The organism is Paenibacillus tianjinensis, from assembly GCF_017086365.1.
Taxonomy (GTDB): Bacteria; Bacillota; Bacilli; order Paenibacillales; family Paenibacillaceae; genus Paenibacillus_AQ; species Paenibacillus_AQ tianjinensis.
Map to the genome: position 1 here is coordinate 5420001 of NZ_CP070969.1, position 16209 is coordinate 5436209.

Sequence of the window (16209 nt, forward strand, 5' to 3'; positions counted from 1 at the left end):
ACTGATCTTTTCGTTACTCATACCGGCATTCTCACTTGTATGCTGTCCAGCGCTCCTTACGGTACACCTTCAACCCACATACAACGCTCCCCTACCCCAGATGCAAAGCATCTAGCCATAGCTTCGGTGGTGTGTTTAGCCCCGTTACATTTTCGGCGCAGAGTCACTCGACCAGTGAGCTATTACGCACTCTTTCAATGGTGGCTGCTTCTAAGCCAACATCCTGGTTGTCTGTGCAACTCCACATCCTTTCCCACTTAACACACACTTGGGGACCTTAGCTGATGGTCTGGGCTGTTTCCCTTTTGACAATGGATCTTAGCACTCACTGTCTGACTCCCGGCAAGAAGTAAATGGCATTCGGAGTTTGACTGAGCTTGGTAACCCTTGCGGGCCCCGCACCCAATCAGTGCTCTACCTCCACCACTCCATTCACCGAGGCTAGCCCTAAAGCTATTTCGGGGAGAACCAGCTATCTCCGAGTTCGATTGGAATTTCTCCGCTACCCCCACCTCATCCCCGTATTTTTCAACATACGTGGGTTCGGGCCTCCAGTGCGTGTTACCGCACCTTCACCCTGGACAGGGGTAGATCACACGGTTTCGGGTCTACGTCCACATACTTATTCGCCCTATTCAGACTCGCTTTCGCTGCGGCTCCGGCTTCTCACCTTAACCTTGCATGTTAAACGTAACTCGCCGGTTCATTCTACAAAAGGCACGCCATCACCCCTAAAACGGGCTCTGACTTTTTGTAAGCACACGGTTTCAGGTTCTATTTCACTCCCCTTCCGGGGTGCTTTTCACCTTTCCCTCACGGTACTGTTTCACTATCGGTCGCCAGGTAGTATTTAGCCTTAGCAGATGGTCCTGCTGGATTCATACGGGGTTTCACGTGCCCCGCACTACTCGGGATCCGTCTCGGAGGGAATACAGTTTAGGTTACAGGGCTTTTACCTCTATCGCGGGCCTTTCCAGACCTCTTCACCTACCATATTCCTTTGTAACTCCATGTGAGACGTCCCACAACCCCAAGGGGCAAGCCCCTTGGTTTAGGCTGTTCCGCGTTCGCTCGCCGCTACTGACGGAATCACTATTGTTTTCTCTTCCTCAGGGTACTTAGATGTTTCAGTTCCCCTGGTCTGCCTCTACACACCCTATGTATTCAGGTGTGAGTAACTGCGAATTACCACAGCTGGGTTTCCCCATTCGGACACCCCCGGATCAAAGCTTGCTTACAGCTCCCCGAGGCAGTTTCGTTGTTCGCCACGTCCTTCGTCGGCTCCTGGCGCCTAGGCATCCTCCGTGTGCTCTTATTAGCTTAACCATGCGTTCTCCGTTAGGAAAATCGCTAGCATTGCTATAATTGAAACTTGTTTACACAAGTTCAGCTTAAAGAATGTTCTAAAACGCAAATTCGTTTCGGTATCCAGTTTTCAAGGATCAAGGTACTGCTGAGAGCTTAAACTCTCAAAACTGACCAACGAGTGAGTAACAGGCCTAAACCTGAGTTTTGGAAGTTATACTTCCGATTTGAATGTTCTCATTGCAGAGAACGATTCTCCATAGAAAGGAGGTGATCCAGCCGCACCTTCCGATACGGCTACCTTGTTACGACTTCACCCCAATCATCTACCCCACCTTCGGCGGCTGGCCCCCTTGCGGGTTACCCCACCGACTTCGGGTGTTGTAAACTCTCGTGGTGTGACGGGCGGTGTGTACAAGACCCGGGAACGTATTCACCGCGGCATGCTGATCCGCGATTACTAGCAATTCCGACTTCATGCAGGCGAGTTGCAGCCTGCAATCCGAACTGAGACCGGCTTTGCTGGGATTGGCTCCACCTCGCGGCTTCGCTTCCCGTTGTACCGGCCATTGTAGTACGTGTGTAGCCCAGGTCATAAGGGGCATGATGATTTGACGTCATCCCCACCTTCCTCCGGTTTGTCACCGGCAGTCACTCTAGAGTGCCCAGCACTACCTGCTGGCAACTAAAGTCAAGGGTTGCGCTCGTTGCGGGACTTAACCCAACATCTCACGACACGAGCTGACGACAACCATGCACCACCTGTCTCCTCTGTCCCGAAGGCCGCCTCTATCTCTAGAGGATTCAGAGGGATGTCAAGACCTGGTAAGGTTCTTCGCGTTGCTTCGAATTAAACCACATACTCCACTGCTTGTGCGGGTCCCCGTCAATTCCTTTGAGTTTCAGTCTTGCGACCGTACTCCCCAGGCGGAGTGCTTACTGTGTTAACTTCGGCACCAAGGGTATCGAAACCCCTAACACCTAGCACTCATCGTTTACGGCGTGGACTACCAGGGTATCTAATCCTGTTTGCTCCCCACGCTTTCGCGCCTCAGCGTCAGTTACAGCCCAGAAAGTCGCCTTCGCCACTGGTGTTCCTCCACATATCTACGCATTTCACCGCTACACGTGGAATTCCACTTTCCTCTTCTGTACTCAAGCCATCCAGTTTCCAGTGCGACCCCAGGTTGAGCCCAAGGTTTAAACACCAGACTTAAATAGCCGCCTGCGCGCGCTTTACGCCCAATAATTCCGGACAACGCTTGCCCCCTACGTATTACCGCGGCTGCTGGCACGTAGTTAGCCGGGGCTTTCTTCTCAGGTACCGTCACTCCGGTAGCAGTTACTCTACCGGACGTTCTTCCCTGGCAACAGAGCTTTACGATCCGAAAACCTTCATCACTCACGCGGCGTTGCTCCGTCAGGCTTTCGCCCATTGCGGAAGATTCCCTACTGCTGCCTCCCGTAGGAGTCTGGGCCGTGTCTCAGTCCCAGTGTGGCCGTTCACCCTCTCAGGTCGGCTACGCATCGTCGCCTTGGTGAGCCGTTACCTCACCAACTAGCTAATGCGCCGCAGGCCCATCCCTCAGTAGCAGATTGCTCCGCCTTTCATCCTTTCCTCAGGAGAGAAAAGGAATTATCCGGTATTAGCTACCGTTTCCGGTAGTTATCCCAGTCTGAGGGGTAGGTTGCCTACGTGTTACTCACCCGTCCGCCGCTAAGCTTATCCCGAAGGATAAGCTCCGCTCGACTTGCATGTATTAGGCACGCCGCCAGCGTTCGTCCTGAGCCAGGATCAAACTCTCCAAATTGGTATTTAGAAAGAGCGATTGCTCATTTTGAAACATCTGACGAGAATTTGCATTCTCTAATTTTGGATCTCACCGAAGTGATTTCCGATACTCACTCGTTGTTCAGTTTTCAAAGATCAAATTCTCTTTTTTCGTTGTCATTGCTTATCAGCAGCGACCTTTATAATATATCATGCAGCCCTCGTTTTTGTCAACATCTTTTTTTGACTTCTTTTTTTTGTTGATCATCGTTTGCTTTGTAGCGTTACGATGTGTCGGAGGGACGAGTTATAATTTAACACAGTATTAACACAGGAGTCAACTCTAAATATTCCCAATGGTTATCTGTTCAATCTGATTAAGGGCAAATAAAAAAAGAGAGCGAACATCCTCTCCTTATCGTGGCCTATTAAGCTCAATTAATTCCCGGGTTAGCTGTTATATATTTATAGTGTGTATCGTACCGTATGCCCTTCAGAAGCATCATCCGCCCAAGAGGTAATTTCCCTAATCAGGGAACGGGATACCATCTTACGAAGCACGAGCGGCAATTCCGCCCCAAGCGGGCTAAGCCCTGAATGCTGCAACAGTTCTTTGATACTCCAGGACTCGTTGCGGCTTCCGAGAATATCCAGCAGCATAGTGCAACAGTCAGACATCTTCGACATAATCGCAAATTCACAGGCAAGCAGAATGAGCTCCACTCTTTGCTCAAGCGTTTCGGTGCTGACCGTCAGCTCTTCATAAAGCTTGTGAACGGAGGTATTCAGGCTTTTAACCTGCTCCCAAACTGCCGGATCGGGAAAACATCCCGCTTCACTGACTTCAATCCGGGCCCAATGATACAATGCTATAAGTACACAGTTGTATGCATCCATGGTAAAGCCTGCTTCACTGTAACGCTTGGACTTCACATACATATGCAGGAAGCGGGCAAATTCCATAAACAGAACCCGTTCCTTGAGCGGTCCCTGGAATTGTGTGATCTCCCGGCGCATCTCTCCTAAAATCCCTTTGGGATCCCAAATGACTTCTCCAGCTATAAGGCTGGTAAGGAGTTCATTATTATCACCCGCCATCACAGCGCGCTCCAAAGCAGATATACCGACGTGTACAGACTGCGTTCGTCTCTCGCCGGCTATGGTATGGGTTATAACCCGTTCTTTCTCCTGTTCCTCATGCAGCATTAATACTACCATATCAAAATCGTGGAGCAGCGCGCTCTGAAAAGGAGCATTGCCCTTCTGCCGCAAAGCTACGGCCCCCAGAACATTCTCATCGAACGTTTCTCCACTCAATAGGGTCAAATTGGATAGTTCCATACTTCCCTCCATCAAATTTGGCGATTTTGCGTCCAGTCAGTTATAATTCTCTTAAATATTAATATTCTACATATTTATGGCAGTTCCTTCTGGACGTCCGAACTATATTTTAGTTAGGAGCAAATACTCATGAAGATGAAATCGGCTAAAATCAATGCTTTTCGCACTTGGGGATTACTGCTCACTATGCTTGGAATGGGCCTCATGATTCTTGGAACAGCCGGAATTGTATTCTGGGGATCCGCAGGTAAAGTATTTGCTGCGATAGGACTCGTTATCGGTCTGATCTCGATGATGGCCAGTCTGGCAATATACTTTTGGGCAGGTATGCTGTCTACGAGTGCGGTTCAGCTGGAATGCCCGGAATGCCACAAGCTGACCAAGATGCTGGGCAAAACCGACCGCTGCATGTTCTGCCACACTATCCTCACCCGCGATCCAGAACAGGCAACCATTACAGCAGAGCAGTTAGAGAGCCAGCACTGAATACAAAAAAACAAGGGGCTCCGTTTCAGGAGCCCCTTGTTTTTGGTACAAACCCTATTTACTAATCTCCTGCAAAGCCTCCCACGCCTCAACTGTTCCAAAGCTGCGGGTCCAGGAAGCTACTCCCCCAAGTCCAAACGACTTAGCGAGCTCAACTCTCGATTTCAGGGAGACCTTATCCTCAATCCAAATTTTGTGAAGAGCGCCGTCTTCCTTGTACTCGACATAGTTCTGGCCAGAGTCATTGTCAAACTTAGGCGTCAGTTTTTTCTCGGACAGAATCCCCTGAACGGCAGACATGCCGACAGCCTTAGAGCTGACTTTAGTCTCTCCCTTTTCCGTGGTTTCTGTCCAGATGCGGGTATACAGCGGAACACCGAGAATCAGCTTCTCAGCCGGCACCTTATCTTCATCAATAATACGGCTTATAGATCTCTCCACCCAGGGCAAAGATGCTACAGAACCTGCTGTTGGGCTGGATGCCCAATGCTCGTCGTAAGCCATTACAATGAGAAAATCCGCTACTGAACCAAGCGCCTTCCGGTCCAGGAACAATGACCACATTTCACTGTTAGACTTGGGTGTGACGTCTATGGAGACGATCAGGTTTTTGGCCTGGGCCATCGGCTTCAGCTCCCGCATAAACTGCGTGACATTCTCTCCGTCCTTCGTATAGACATTCTCGAAATCGATATTAATCCCGTCCAGATCATACAGATCTGCATATTCCAGCATCTGAACGATCGTGGTCATCCGTTTCTCATAGCTTGATAAAGCCTGCGTGGTAAGATCCGCCTCGAAGCTGTTGCTCAGCAGTCCCCACACCTCCATACCTTGCTTGTGAGCCCATTGCACATAGGCACTATCCGCCTGGCTGCGAACATTACCCTTCACGTCTACAATCCGGAACCAGGTCGGGCTGACAACGTTAATTCCAGGCAGTTCACCAAAATTTGCAGGGTTAGGCTTGCGCTCATATACGGCCTCCCAGAACATATTCACTGGTTTCCCTTTCCAGCTGCGTTCTGCACGGGAAGGCTCAGATACCTTTTGTTCCACTGTCTTCTGCCCGTCTGCTGTAATGTCACCAGCCTTCACATACCCGGTATAACCGCTGCTCATCTGCACATACAGCCAGTCCTTATTATCCGCATTCCAGATTCTGACGATGGTTCCAGGGGCCATATCCGCAATAATTGGAGCGTGAATTGTCGCTTCACTACGCAGCGCCTTCGTCCGGCCGCCCTCCTCGCCTTTAACTGTGCCAAGTGGTACACTTTCTCCGGCAGTCATCAGCAGAACAGCACCTGTACTTGTATCTTCCTCAATTTCAAAGCCATACAATTCCTCAAGGGTACCGGCCGGAAGATAAGTCAATCCATCCTTTTCTTCAGGAGCAAGCCGGAGCTGGATCGGCTCATTGTTCAGACTCGCGGAGGTTGAATCCTCTTGCATATACAGCAGGTCTTTATCCGTAGAAAGAATAACCGACTTACTGGCTTCCTCATACCGGATCGCCGAATCAACATACTTTTGTAAAAGGGGAAGCGGTAAAAGCAGACCGTCACCGGTCCCTGCGGCTGAATATCCGGTTAGTTCACCCTTAACGAACACAGGCTTCTCAAGGCTTTTCCAATCCGGATCGATATGCGCTCGGTTTGGCAGTACATAAAAAACAATCCAATAGGCGGCTGCGGCAATGATAACAACCCCTAATAAACGGCGAAAACGACTTCCGCGCTTGTTCATGCGTCCCTGTCTCTGTCTGCTATCCAAAATATATATCCTCCAAAACTATCAATAAATTTAAATGCAGGTAGTCAATCTTAAGTATACGTTATGTTCATCCTTTTGGTTGCGCTAATCTGCTGGAAGACCAGACATTAAATGGCCTCTATCCTCAATAAAAAAACGTGTGGCTTCCGTTACCGGATTCCGCACGTCATAAATTTGCTTATTAAGTTATGCTGCTCTTGGTCTCTCAATGCCGTTTCTCGCTGCAGCATTTACAAACCCCGTACAATTCTAAGCGTAATCCATGAATTTTGAAGCCAGTCGCCTGTTCGGCAGAATGCTCCACCTCATGGAGTGAGGAATAACTGAAATCTTCGATTTTACCGCATTCTTGGCAGATGACATGATAATGATCGGACACATTGGCATCAAAACGGCTGGAATTATCACCGTAGGTTAACTCGCGCACCATACCGGCTTCCATGAACATTTTCAGGTTATTATACACTGTCGCCACACTCATGCTCGGAAACTGCGGCTCAAGCGCACGGTAAATATCGTCTGCCGTAGGATGATTCAACGCTTCCATCAGATACGTAAGAATCGCATGACGCTGGGGTGTAATACGGACACCGGTAGTCTTCAATTGTTCCAATGCATGTTGCACGCCACTACCCATCAATTCCACCACCTCTAAATTAAATACCATAATAAAATGACTATACTGCAATTGTAGAACCCGGATTTGAATGTTGTCAACGTGCCAAGTACATTATATTCATTATTATATAATAAAAATTACTTATTTCAATATTTCCTCACATTTAGGTTGCTGTTCCCTTCAACATGCAGCTTAAACTCGCCGGTTCCTACTTCGCCGGAAATTGTCTTTTTGTCGATGGTAAGTTCAGGGAAGTCCGAGTTAATATCCCCGTAGCCGCTTGATCCGTCTACTTTATAATTCCCTGCCTGTGGCAGATACAGATCAATGTCTCCCACTGCGCTGTACACTTCCCAGTCCCCGCCAAAAAATTCAGAGCGGATAGTAACTTTGCCGTTCAGCGACTCGGCGTGCAGCTTCGCTCTTGCACCGTCAATCTCCAGATTGCCGTTCTTGCTGGCAAGATTCACTTCATCTCCGCTGCCTGTTACCGAAATATTGCCTACAGCCGTAGACAGCTTCAGGGCACCCGTAACATCCCAGGCATTCATCTTTCCGCCGCTGGTGGTCAAATCCACACTACCCTGCACTGTCCGGGCACGAACCGCACCGTTCAGCGTTTTCCCCTTCACATTCCCGAATATACGGTGCAGAATGAGCTCTCCGTTCCCTGTCTCCAGCAGAATATCCTCAATTGCTTCCACATTCTGCAGAGTGATGCCGCCATTCATCGTCCGGACATCCAGATTAAAGCGGCGGTCCTCCGGAAGCGAGATCTCAAGATCCATCCGCGGCTGGCGTTTGCCGGATTCACCATAGGTTTTATATTGAGGGGTGATTTTTATGGTTGGCCCCTCGGTTACTTCTACGAAGGATTGCTCCGATATCGCTTCAGCCTGCGCTCCTTCCAGCTGGTCCACCCATACAGTAGTTGTAATCTCGATATCTTCTACAGGGGCGCGATGAATGAGGATATCGCCATTGATGCCATCAACAGCGATTTTGGAGGTGTTCAGCTCGACGGGTACAATCAGCTGAGCTTTTTCAAACCGGCTGCCTTTGGCTTCGCCATAATCTACTGCTGCTACAGTAAGATTCATACTGACCCGGTTCCATAAATGCAGGTAATGCTCTTGTTCCGCTACGATAAATACGCTGGCCCCCAATATAACTGCTGACAAGAGCCCCCGCAGATCCATTCTGGCCCTTGGACCTTTGGGCATAGAACCTCTGCGGCGCGCTAAAAAGGAAATAAGCAGATACTCCACACCCCATAACACAGGGATCAACGGCCACCATTTTAACAGCAGCAGCATATGATCCGTATCATTCCGCCAATCGAGCAGCAGGAGAACCCCCACCCCTATGAGCAGCACTGCTGCGGTATATCTGCCGACACGCCGGGGGCGCCGTTCATTGCTTTTGCGGATAATCAGCCCTTTGGCAATTTCACGTGCTCCCAGCCACAACCCCCCGCATATCAAAAGTCCGGCAATTACTGCACTCGCATACATTTCGATGAATTGCTGCAGCCAGACCGGTTTTTGCCGGAAAAGGAACATCAGCGCTCCGCCAAACAGCAGCATGAGTCCAAAGGAAATACCCGGCTCGCTGATAAGGGCACGATGCCTAGAAGTTTTAGTTGTTGTTATTGGCAGTTCAGGATCGGTCTCCTCAGGGAAGCGAAGAATCCGGTCTACCGATTGCAGCACATCATACACATTATAGAAATAAACGACTGGAATCAGCAGGGCCAGTAAAATAAGCAGCGGCACATTAATCTGCATGCCAATGGATGAGAAATACAGCATCGCCGCGATGTCCAGCAGTATGATGAAGATGAAAGAAATCCCTTTACGGAGAAGCCCGAAATAGAGATGTCCGGTTCCGGGAATCAGGGCCGCCAGCAGCCCGGCAATAAACTTGCGCTTGCGGGGGCGCTTTTTTTGGCGCGGAGGTATTATTGGGGGATTGGGCACCATGACGGATTCATCCTTCTGCTCGGAACTCATCTCGGGAGTCCTCCTTCCATAAAGTTTATGTTGTTTCCTGTTCAAAGCTTACCACTCCGATAAAATTCGATCAGCTCTACGCCCGGAGCCACTTCCTCGACACCTGCAGGAATAAACCCATGCTTGGTATAGAGCGTAACGGCCGGAATATTAAGTTTGCCCGTAGATACAATGAACTGCGCCATCCGGGAATAGTGCTCAAAAATAAACTCCAGCAGCCCTCCGGCCACCCCTTTGCGGAAATGATCCGGATGTACCATCATCCGGGTTACCGTCAATTTGCCCGGTGACTCTTCCAACACAGCAACAGCACCCATCAGATCACCACTGTCGTCAAAGCAGCCGTAGAACTCCTCTTTAGACCCTGCCAGCATGTCTCTCGTCTCCAGCAGCGGCGGAATCTCGTTAAAGCCTATCAGCTCAGCTTCCAGCCGGTAGGCCTTGTGCTGCAGGCTCCAGAGCTCGCTTAAGGTGAAGGCATCCTGCAGGTCCAGCTTAATTATTATATCCATCCGTACAGTCCCCTTATATGCCGCTTCAGGGCCTGCCGTTGCCGACAAGCCCTGAACTTATAGATCCTATAATAAATTACCCAAAAACCGGATCTAGCTGTTAAGCACTTCAGCCAGCAGCGTATTCACCAGACCCGGATTAGCTTTACCTTTACTCTCTTTCATTACCTGTCCTACCAGGAATCCGATCGCCTTCTGTTTACCCGCTTTGTAGTCCTCAACGGATTGCGGATTCGCAGCAACGACATCTTCTACGATTTTTTTGATTGCACCTTCGTCGCTGATCTGCACCAGGCCCTTTTCCTCAACGATCACGGCTGGCAGCTTTCCGCTTTCCAGCATTTCTTTGAACACGGTTTTGGCGATCTTGCTGCTTATTGTTCCTCCGGCAATCAGGTTAATCATCTCACCCAATCCCTGCGGTGTGATTTTCACCTGGGGCAATTCAAGGTTATTGCTGTTCAAGTAGCCAAGCAAATCGCCCATCATCCAGTTGGCAACTGCTTTGGCGTCTTTGGTATAGGCAAGGCTGCCCTCAAAGAAATCAGCCAGCAGTTTAGAGGAGGTCAGTACGCCTGCATCATAGGCGGTAAGCCCGTATTCCTCACTGTAGCGGGCCTGCCGCGCATCCGGCAGTTCCGGAATCGTCTGACGGATCGATTCTTTCCAGGCATCATCAATATGCAGCACAATCAGATCCGGGTCAGGGAAATAGCGGTAATCATGGGCTTCTTCCTTGCCGCGCATGGATAGGGTTTTGCCCTGGGCTTCATCCCAGCGGCGGGTCTCCTGTACGACAACACCGCCGTCATCAAGGATTTCCCCCTGGCGGAACTGTTCATATTCGAGGCCACGCAGCACACCGCGGAAGGAGTTCATATTCTTAAGCTCAGCGCGGATGCCGAATTCCTCCTGACCCGCAGGACGCAGGCTGATGTTGGCGTCGCAGCGCATCGAGCCTTCCTCCATCTTCACATCAGAAACATCGCAGTACTGCATGATTGCGCGGATCTTCTCCAAATAAGCACGGGCTTCTTCAGGCGAGCGCAGATCGGGCTCGGAGACGATTTCAATCAGCGGTGTACCCACCCGGTTGAAATCGACCAGCGACGCAAAGCCGCCGTCCACGTGGGTCAGCTTACCTGCATCTTCCTCCAGATGAAGTCGGGTAATGCCAATCCGTTTCGTCTCACCGTTCACTTCAATATCGATCCAGCCGTTCAAACCGATAGGCTGATCATATTGCGAGATTTGGTAGGCTTTTGGCGAATCAGGGTAAAAATAGTTCTTGCGGTCGAACTTACTGACATCCCCGATCGTGCAGTTCAGTGCCATCGCCGCTTTCATTGCGTATTCCACCGCCTGGCGGTTTAGTACCGGCAGTACGCCGGGGTGCCCGAGACAGACCGGACAGGTATGAGTATTGGGCGGAGCACCGAATTCTGTGGAGCAGCCGCAAAAGATTTTGGACTTTGTGTGAAGCTCCACATGAACTTCCAGCCCGATGACCGTTTCGTATTTAGACATAAATGATCTCATCCCTTAAAAGTTTTGTGAGCCAAAAACGCTTATCCGGCGGGAATTACAGCTGTGGCCGCTCTTTGTGGTAGTCTGTATTTTGTTCAAAGGCATGCGCAACGCGCAGCACGGTGCTCTCGTCAAATTCCTTGCCGATAATCTGCAGGCCGACAGGCAGTCCTTCGGCAAAGCCGCAAGGAATGCTGACTGCTGGAATGCCGGCGAGATTGACCGGTATGGTCAGAATATCGTTTAAATACATCGTCAGCGGATCTTCCGTCTGCGAACCCAGCTTAAAGGCGGTCGTCGGAGCCGTCGGCCCGATAACCACATCGTACTTTTTGAAGACCTCATCGAAGTCCTGCTTAATCAAGGTGCGAACCTTCTGCGCCTTCAAATAATAAGCATCATAATATCCGGAGCTCAGCGCATAAGTCCCCAGCATGATCCGGCGCTTCACTTCAGGCCCGAAGCCGCGGCTGCGGGAATTGTGATACAAATCAAGCAGACCGCCGCCTTCATCGACGCGCACCCCATAACGGACACCGTCAAACCGGGCCAGGTTGGAGGAAGCCTCCGAAGAAGCAAGCAGGTAATATGTTGCTACCGCGTATTCGGTATGCGGCAGAGAGACTTCTTCCCAGACGGCGCCAAGGCCTTCAAGCACCTTCAATGCAGAGAGTACTGTCTCGCGGACAGAAGCATCCACGCCTTCGCCGATATACTCTTTCGGCACCCCGATGCGCAGTCCCGAAATGTCACCGGTCAGTGCGCTCAGGTAGTCGGGAATATCTACTTTGGCCGAGGTGGAATCCTGGGCATCATATCCCGCGATCGCCTGCAGTACATAAGCGGAATCCTCAACGTTGCGGGTAACCGGACCAATCTGGTCGAGCGAGGAGGCAAAGGCAACCAGGCCATAGCGCGATACCAGACCGTAAGTCGGCTTAAGGCCAACCACTCCGCAGTATGAAGCGGGCTGGCGGATCGAACCGCCGGTATCCGAACCAAGCGCGAACAATACCTCTCCAGCAGCTACCGCAGCTGCCGAGCCGCCGCTGGAACCGCCTGGAACATGTTCCAGATTCCACGGATTGCGCACAGCCGCATAGGCGGAGTTCTCGTTGGAGCCGCCCATGGCAAACTCGTCCATATTCAGCTTGCCGATCGTTACCGCATCCGCCTGGCGCAGCTTCGAAACAACTGTCGCGTCATAAATCGGCTGGAAGTTATCAAGGAACTTACTGGCACAGGTAGTGCGCAGCCCCTTGGTGACAATATTGTCCTTGATTCCGGCAGGAAGTCCAAACAGCAGGCCACGCGCTGCTCCGGAAGCCAGCTTATCATCCAGCGCCCGCGCTGACTGGCGTGCCCCCTCCTCATTTAACGTTAGAAATGCGTGCACTTTACCGTCACGTTCTGCTATGGCAGCCAGGGATTGTTCGGTCAGCTCACTGACGGAAAGTTCTTTGCTGTGCAGCATGTTATGTAGTTCAGGCAATCGATATTGAAACAGGCTCAACATTCTTCCTCCTCTCGGTATAATTATTCCAGTACAGCCGGAACCTTGAAATGTCCGTCTTCGTCTTCCGGCGCGTTAAGCAGAGCTTCCTCCTGGGACAGGCTCTCCTTCACGACATCATCGCGCATGACATTGCTGACCTGCAGCACATGCGTAGTCGGCTTCACATTCTCCGTATCCAGCTCATTCAATTTCTCAGCATATTGTAATATAGCATTCATTTGTTCAGTAAAAGTAGCCTCTTCCTCCGGGCTTAGTTGCAGTCTGGCCAGCTTGGCCACATGCTGCACATCTTTGACAGTAATGCTCATAAGGAATATCCCTCCTGTTTAAAGGGCTAAAGCGCCCGGATAACGTTTTTAATTATATTGTAGAAGCCTGGACAATTCAATGCGCTTGTCATTTCATAAGGCTACCCTAGCAGTGGGGTGTCCCATAAGCCATCAGAAATGGCTGATGGGACACTCCTTCTTTTGGAGTTGGATAGAGTATTGTGCTTGGTGAGGACGCTCCGCGAATGAAACGTTGTTCCAATCGCTGTTGTGTCCAGATTTTTTTCATTCTCCTTAGCGGTGAAAATCCCGACACAAAGGCGAACGCTATCGCTTTTCCACAATCGTTCCGTTCTCTCCGCTGTTTAAGCGGGAAATGGACTACAATATTTATAAAAACGCAGAGCAGTGATCCTCCAATAACGGGAGAATCGCTGCTCTGCTTACTTTTTGTGATATTAAGAAAGAAGAGAACCGTCTCCCGGGTCATAGAAAATCCACATATGGGACAGCCCCGTCCGTCTCATTACTTGTATATTACGCATCCTATGAATTCCTGCTTAAACAAAAAAGCCGGCTTTCGCCGGCCTCCCTTAAATCCAAGCACGAAGATTCACCTGTTTGATGAATTCCGCCTGGGACAAACCTTCTTTAGGCGCTGTTTCCGCTTCTTCCGTTTCCGCATCCTCGCCGTTCATTAGATGATGAAACAGCTTCTCATTGTGCGTCGACAAAGCATAATCGATCAACGCCTCGTGCGTAGCTCTTTCAGCTTCCGCCACCAGCAATTGTTCTTCCGCCTCAATATCCTCGGCAGTAACATAAAAATTTCTGTTGGCCTGAGGGACACGGATGACGTAATCAAATGCATTATCGGGATTGCGGTCATAAGCAATCAGGTAGCCGTAGTCTCCGATAGGAAGACTCTGTTCAAAAGCATCCGCAACAATGACAATCTTCTCTCCTAACCGCAGCATCGTCCTACCTCCTGCTTCAAAATCTATCAAGGTTCTACTTGTTTCAACAGTCTACTAAAAAAAGCTAGAGCTGTCCAGCAGCAGGAGGGATGTTTAATGAAAATTCACAAATATTTTCTGAAAACAAGCCGGAGTACCTGTTAACAGCCATAAATTCAGCATTATTCTTTCAGTCAGGCAATTTATTCCTGCCCATTAGCATGGCAGCCCCGGCAATACACGCAAGAATCAGCAGTACGGATGACAGTGCCGGTCCAAGCCAGGCAACACTGCCTTCCGTTAGCTGTCCGGCTGATAAATCAGGCAAAGCCGCCGGCAGCCAGTCAAATCCCGATGGGAGCAGGCTGTAGAGCAGTGACATTCCCGCTGCGGACAGGAGCGCAAGAAAGGCAGCGGCCGGCCCGCGCATAAAAGCGCTGAAGAGCAGAGTTAATGAAACAGCACTAAGCAGCCATAAACTGTAAAGGCCCGTAGCTGCCAGACAATCACTTATTGAAAGTGAGCCCATTAGCTGTATGGTATAGTAGCCCGATGCCGCTGCCCCAAGTCCTAGAGCGATGAAGAGCACGGTTAAATGTGCCGCCCATTTGGCAATGATAATCACCGCCGGAGCGATCGGCTTGACCATAAGCAACTCAGCCGAACCGCTGCTCCGTTCCCCGGCCAGACTGTTCATGGCAGCCAGTGCAAGCACCAGCATGCCGATGGTTCCGTACTGTCCAAGCGCCTGTGCCATTACTGCAGCAGCACCCGGCATTTCATAGCCTTCCAGCATTCCTGGCGGCATATCTCCTGAAGCCTTAAGAATATCCGGAAGGTAATACGTAGTAAGCGGCTGCATAATTCCCAGAATAATGAACACTACCGGGATCCATACCAGCCGGTAGCTTCGGAGCGATTCCAGCATCTCCTTCGAGTAAAGCGTCCAGAACTTCCTCATGATCCCACCACTTTCATAAACAGATCCTCCAGTGTAGAGGATCCGGCTTCAAAATGCAGCAGCGGAATGTTAAGTCCGGCCGCCTCCTGCAGTATGGCCCGGCGCGCCAATGCTACGTCAGCGACATTAAAGACGGCTTTCCCGCCTGATATTTGCGAAGCTTGAATAAACGGCTTCAGGGTAAGACTCTCCAGCCACCCGGCTGCTGCACTTCCAGTCTCCACTGACAACCGGATCACTGGCAGGCTATATTGCAGGCGGAGCTGTGACAGTTCTCCCTGCACTGCGATCGTACCCTGATTCATTAAAATAACGTTATCGCATATTTCTTCGGCATCGTGCAGCACATGAGTAGAGAAAATGACGGTGGTCTCCCCGCGGATTTCCCGGAGCAGCTCCATCACTTCCCTGCGGCCAATCGGATCAAGCGCCGAGACTGGCTCATCAAGCAGCAGCAGCTTGGGCCGATGAACCAGCGCCTGTGCCAGGCCCAGACGCTGCTTCATCCCTCCGGAGTAGCCGCCAATGCGCCGGCGGCCAGCGGGGGCAAGGCCTACCCTCTCCAGGGCTGCAGCAGACACCTTAGCCGCCTCCCGGGATGGAATGCCGCTCAGCTTGGCCGCGAAGACCACGTATTCCAGCCCGCTCATCCAGCGGTACATAGCCGGTGATTGCGGCAAATATCCAAGCTCCTTACGGTAATCCGTTCCCGGCGGACTGCCGTTAAAAGAAATCTGACCCGCGGAAGGCGGCAGAAGTCCGGCAAGCATCCGCAACGTTGTTGTCTTTCCAGCACCATTCGGACCCAGCAGGGCAACACATTGCCCCGCTTCGATTTCAAAGCTGATGTTGTCTACGGAGCGTTGCTTGCCGTAGCTCTTGCTTAACCCTGTCACCTCAAGCAGCGCCATCAGCTTTCCTTCCTTCCAATTGTAAAATATGCTATGCTGCCCAGAAGATTGCCGAAGAGCAATATGAGTACCCATAGCCACTTTGGCCCCCGGACCTGTTCCGCCTTAGCCAGAGAAAACAGTCCGATAATTGCCAGCAGAGCCTGTAAAGCCACCAGCGGCCAAATCAACCCCCAGTTCACCTCGTCCATGTTTCCATACCCCCAAAACTCTTTATTGTATTCTGCTAAGCAAGCAAAGTTTATCC

The 16209-nt window shown here is 50.7% G+C and carries 13 protein-coding genes and 2 rRNA genes (1 of these 15 cut by a window edge); 1 reads left to right on the top strand and 14 read right to left on the bottom strand.

The window, feature by feature from the left end; all coding sequences use genetic code 11:
* The 3 genes from JRJ22_RS25195 to JRJ22_RS25205 all read right to left on the bottom strand — a co-directional run.
* Window positions 1-1326: ribosomal RNA gene (locus JRJ22_RS25195) — 23S ribosomal RNA — on the bottom strand (it extends 1600 nt beyond the left edge of the window).
* A gap of 242 nt (window positions 1327-1568) precedes the next feature.
* Window positions 1569-3116, bottom strand: a 16S ribosomal RNA gene (locus JRJ22_RS25200).
* Together the 16S and 23S rRNA genes form the textbook arrangement of a ribosomal RNA operon.
* A 425-nt stretch (window positions 3117-3541) precedes the next feature.
* Complete coding sequence (locus tag JRJ22_RS25205) at window positions 3542-4393, bottom strand: nucleotidyltransferase-like protein (protein ID WP_206102027.1); 852 nt, start codon at window positions 4391-4393, stop codon at window positions 3542-3544.
* Window positions 4394-4546: 153 nt separating this feature from the next.
* Between JRJ22_RS25205 and JRJ22_RS25210 the strand changes: the two genes are divergently transcribed.
* The gene (locus JRJ22_RS25210) at window positions 4547-4903 is read left to right on the top strand and encodes a DUF2614 family zinc ribbon-containing protein (protein WP_206102028.1); all 357 of its coding nucleotides are present in this window, start codon (window positions 4547-4549) and stop codon (window positions 4901-4903) included.
* 54 nt (window positions 4904-4957) lie between these two features.
* Here the strand turns inward: JRJ22_RS25210 and JRJ22_RS25215 are convergent, their stop codons facing one another.
* From JRJ22_RS25215 to JRJ22_RS25265, 11 genes are all read right to left on the bottom strand, one after another.
* Window positions 4958-6652, bottom strand: a complete 1695-nt coding sequence (locus tag JRJ22_RS25215; protein ID WP_206105301.1) for a glycosyl hydrolase family 18 protein — start codon at window positions 6650-6652, stop codon at window positions 4958-4960.
* A 232-nt stretch (window positions 6653-6884) separates the two neighbouring features.
* Complete coding sequence (gene perR / locus JRJ22_RS25220; protein WP_054943413.1) at window positions 6885-7316, bottom strand: peroxide-responsive transcriptional repressor PerR; 432 nt, start codon at window positions 7314-7316, stop codon at window positions 6885-6887.
* Window positions 7317-7444: 128 nt separating this feature from the next.
* Window positions 7445-9310 (bottom strand): DUF4097 family beta strand repeat-containing protein, encoded by a 1866-nt coding sequence (locus JRJ22_RS25225; RefSeq protein WP_232380952.1) that lies wholly within the window; start codon window positions 9308-9310, stop codon window positions 7445-7447.
* Window positions 9311-9351: 41 nt separating this feature from the next.
* Entirely contained in the window at window positions 9352-9816 is a 465-nt protein-coding gene (locus JRJ22_RS25230) for a GNAT family N-acetyltransferase (RefSeq protein WP_408637910.1), read from the bottom strand.
* A gap of 99 nt (window positions 9817-9915) precedes the next feature.
* The gene (gene gatB / locus JRJ22_RS25235; protein ID WP_206102030.1) at window positions 9916-11361 is read right to left on the bottom strand and encodes an Asp-tRNA(Asn)/Glu-tRNA(Gln) amidotransferase subunit GatB; all 1446 of its coding nucleotides are present in this window, start codon (window positions 11359-11361) and stop codon (window positions 9916-9918) included.
* Window positions 11362-11404: 43 nt separating this feature from the next.
* Window positions 11405-12862 (bottom strand): Asp-tRNA(Asn)/Glu-tRNA(Gln) amidotransferase subunit GatA, encoded by a 1458-nt coding sequence (gatA, locus tag JRJ22_RS25240; protein ID WP_206105303.1) that lies wholly within the window; start codon window positions 12860-12862, stop codon window positions 11405-11407.
* Between the two features lie 23 nt (window positions 12863-12885).
* Window positions 12886-13173 (bottom strand): Asp-tRNA(Asn)/Glu-tRNA(Gln) amidotransferase subunit GatC, encoded by a 288-nt coding sequence (gatC, locus tag JRJ22_RS25245; protein WP_054943416.1) that lies wholly within the window; start codon window positions 13171-13173, stop codon window positions 12886-12888.
* A 554-nt stretch (window positions 13174-13727) separates the two neighbouring features.
* The gene (locus JRJ22_RS25250) at window positions 13728-14111 is read right to left on the bottom strand and encodes an ATPase (protein ID WP_206102031.1); all 384 of its coding nucleotides are present in this window, start codon (window positions 14109-14111) and stop codon (window positions 13728-13730) included.
* 169 nt (window positions 14112-14280) lie between these two features.
* Window positions 14281-15051, bottom strand: coding sequence for an ABC transporter permease (locus JRJ22_RS25255; RefSeq protein ID WP_206102032.1), 771 nt, complete (start codon window positions 15049-15051; stop codon window positions 14281-14283).
* On the bottom strand, window positions 15048-15962 hold the full coding sequence (locus JRJ22_RS25260; protein ID WP_206102033.1) for an ABC transporter ATP-binding protein: 915 nt from the start codon (window positions 15960-15962) through the stop codon (window positions 15048-15050). Before JRJ22_RS25260 ends, JRJ22_RS25255 begins: the two co-directional genes overlap by 4 nt.
* The gene (locus JRJ22_RS25265; RefSeq protein WP_206102034.1) at window positions 15962-16153 is read right to left on the bottom strand and encodes a PLD nuclease N-terminal domain-containing protein; all 192 of its coding nucleotides are present in this window, start codon (window positions 16151-16153) and stop codon (window positions 15962-15964) included. Before JRJ22_RS25265 ends, JRJ22_RS25260 begins: the two co-directional genes overlap by 1 nt.
* Between the last annotated feature and the right edge of the window lie 56 nt (window positions 16154-16209).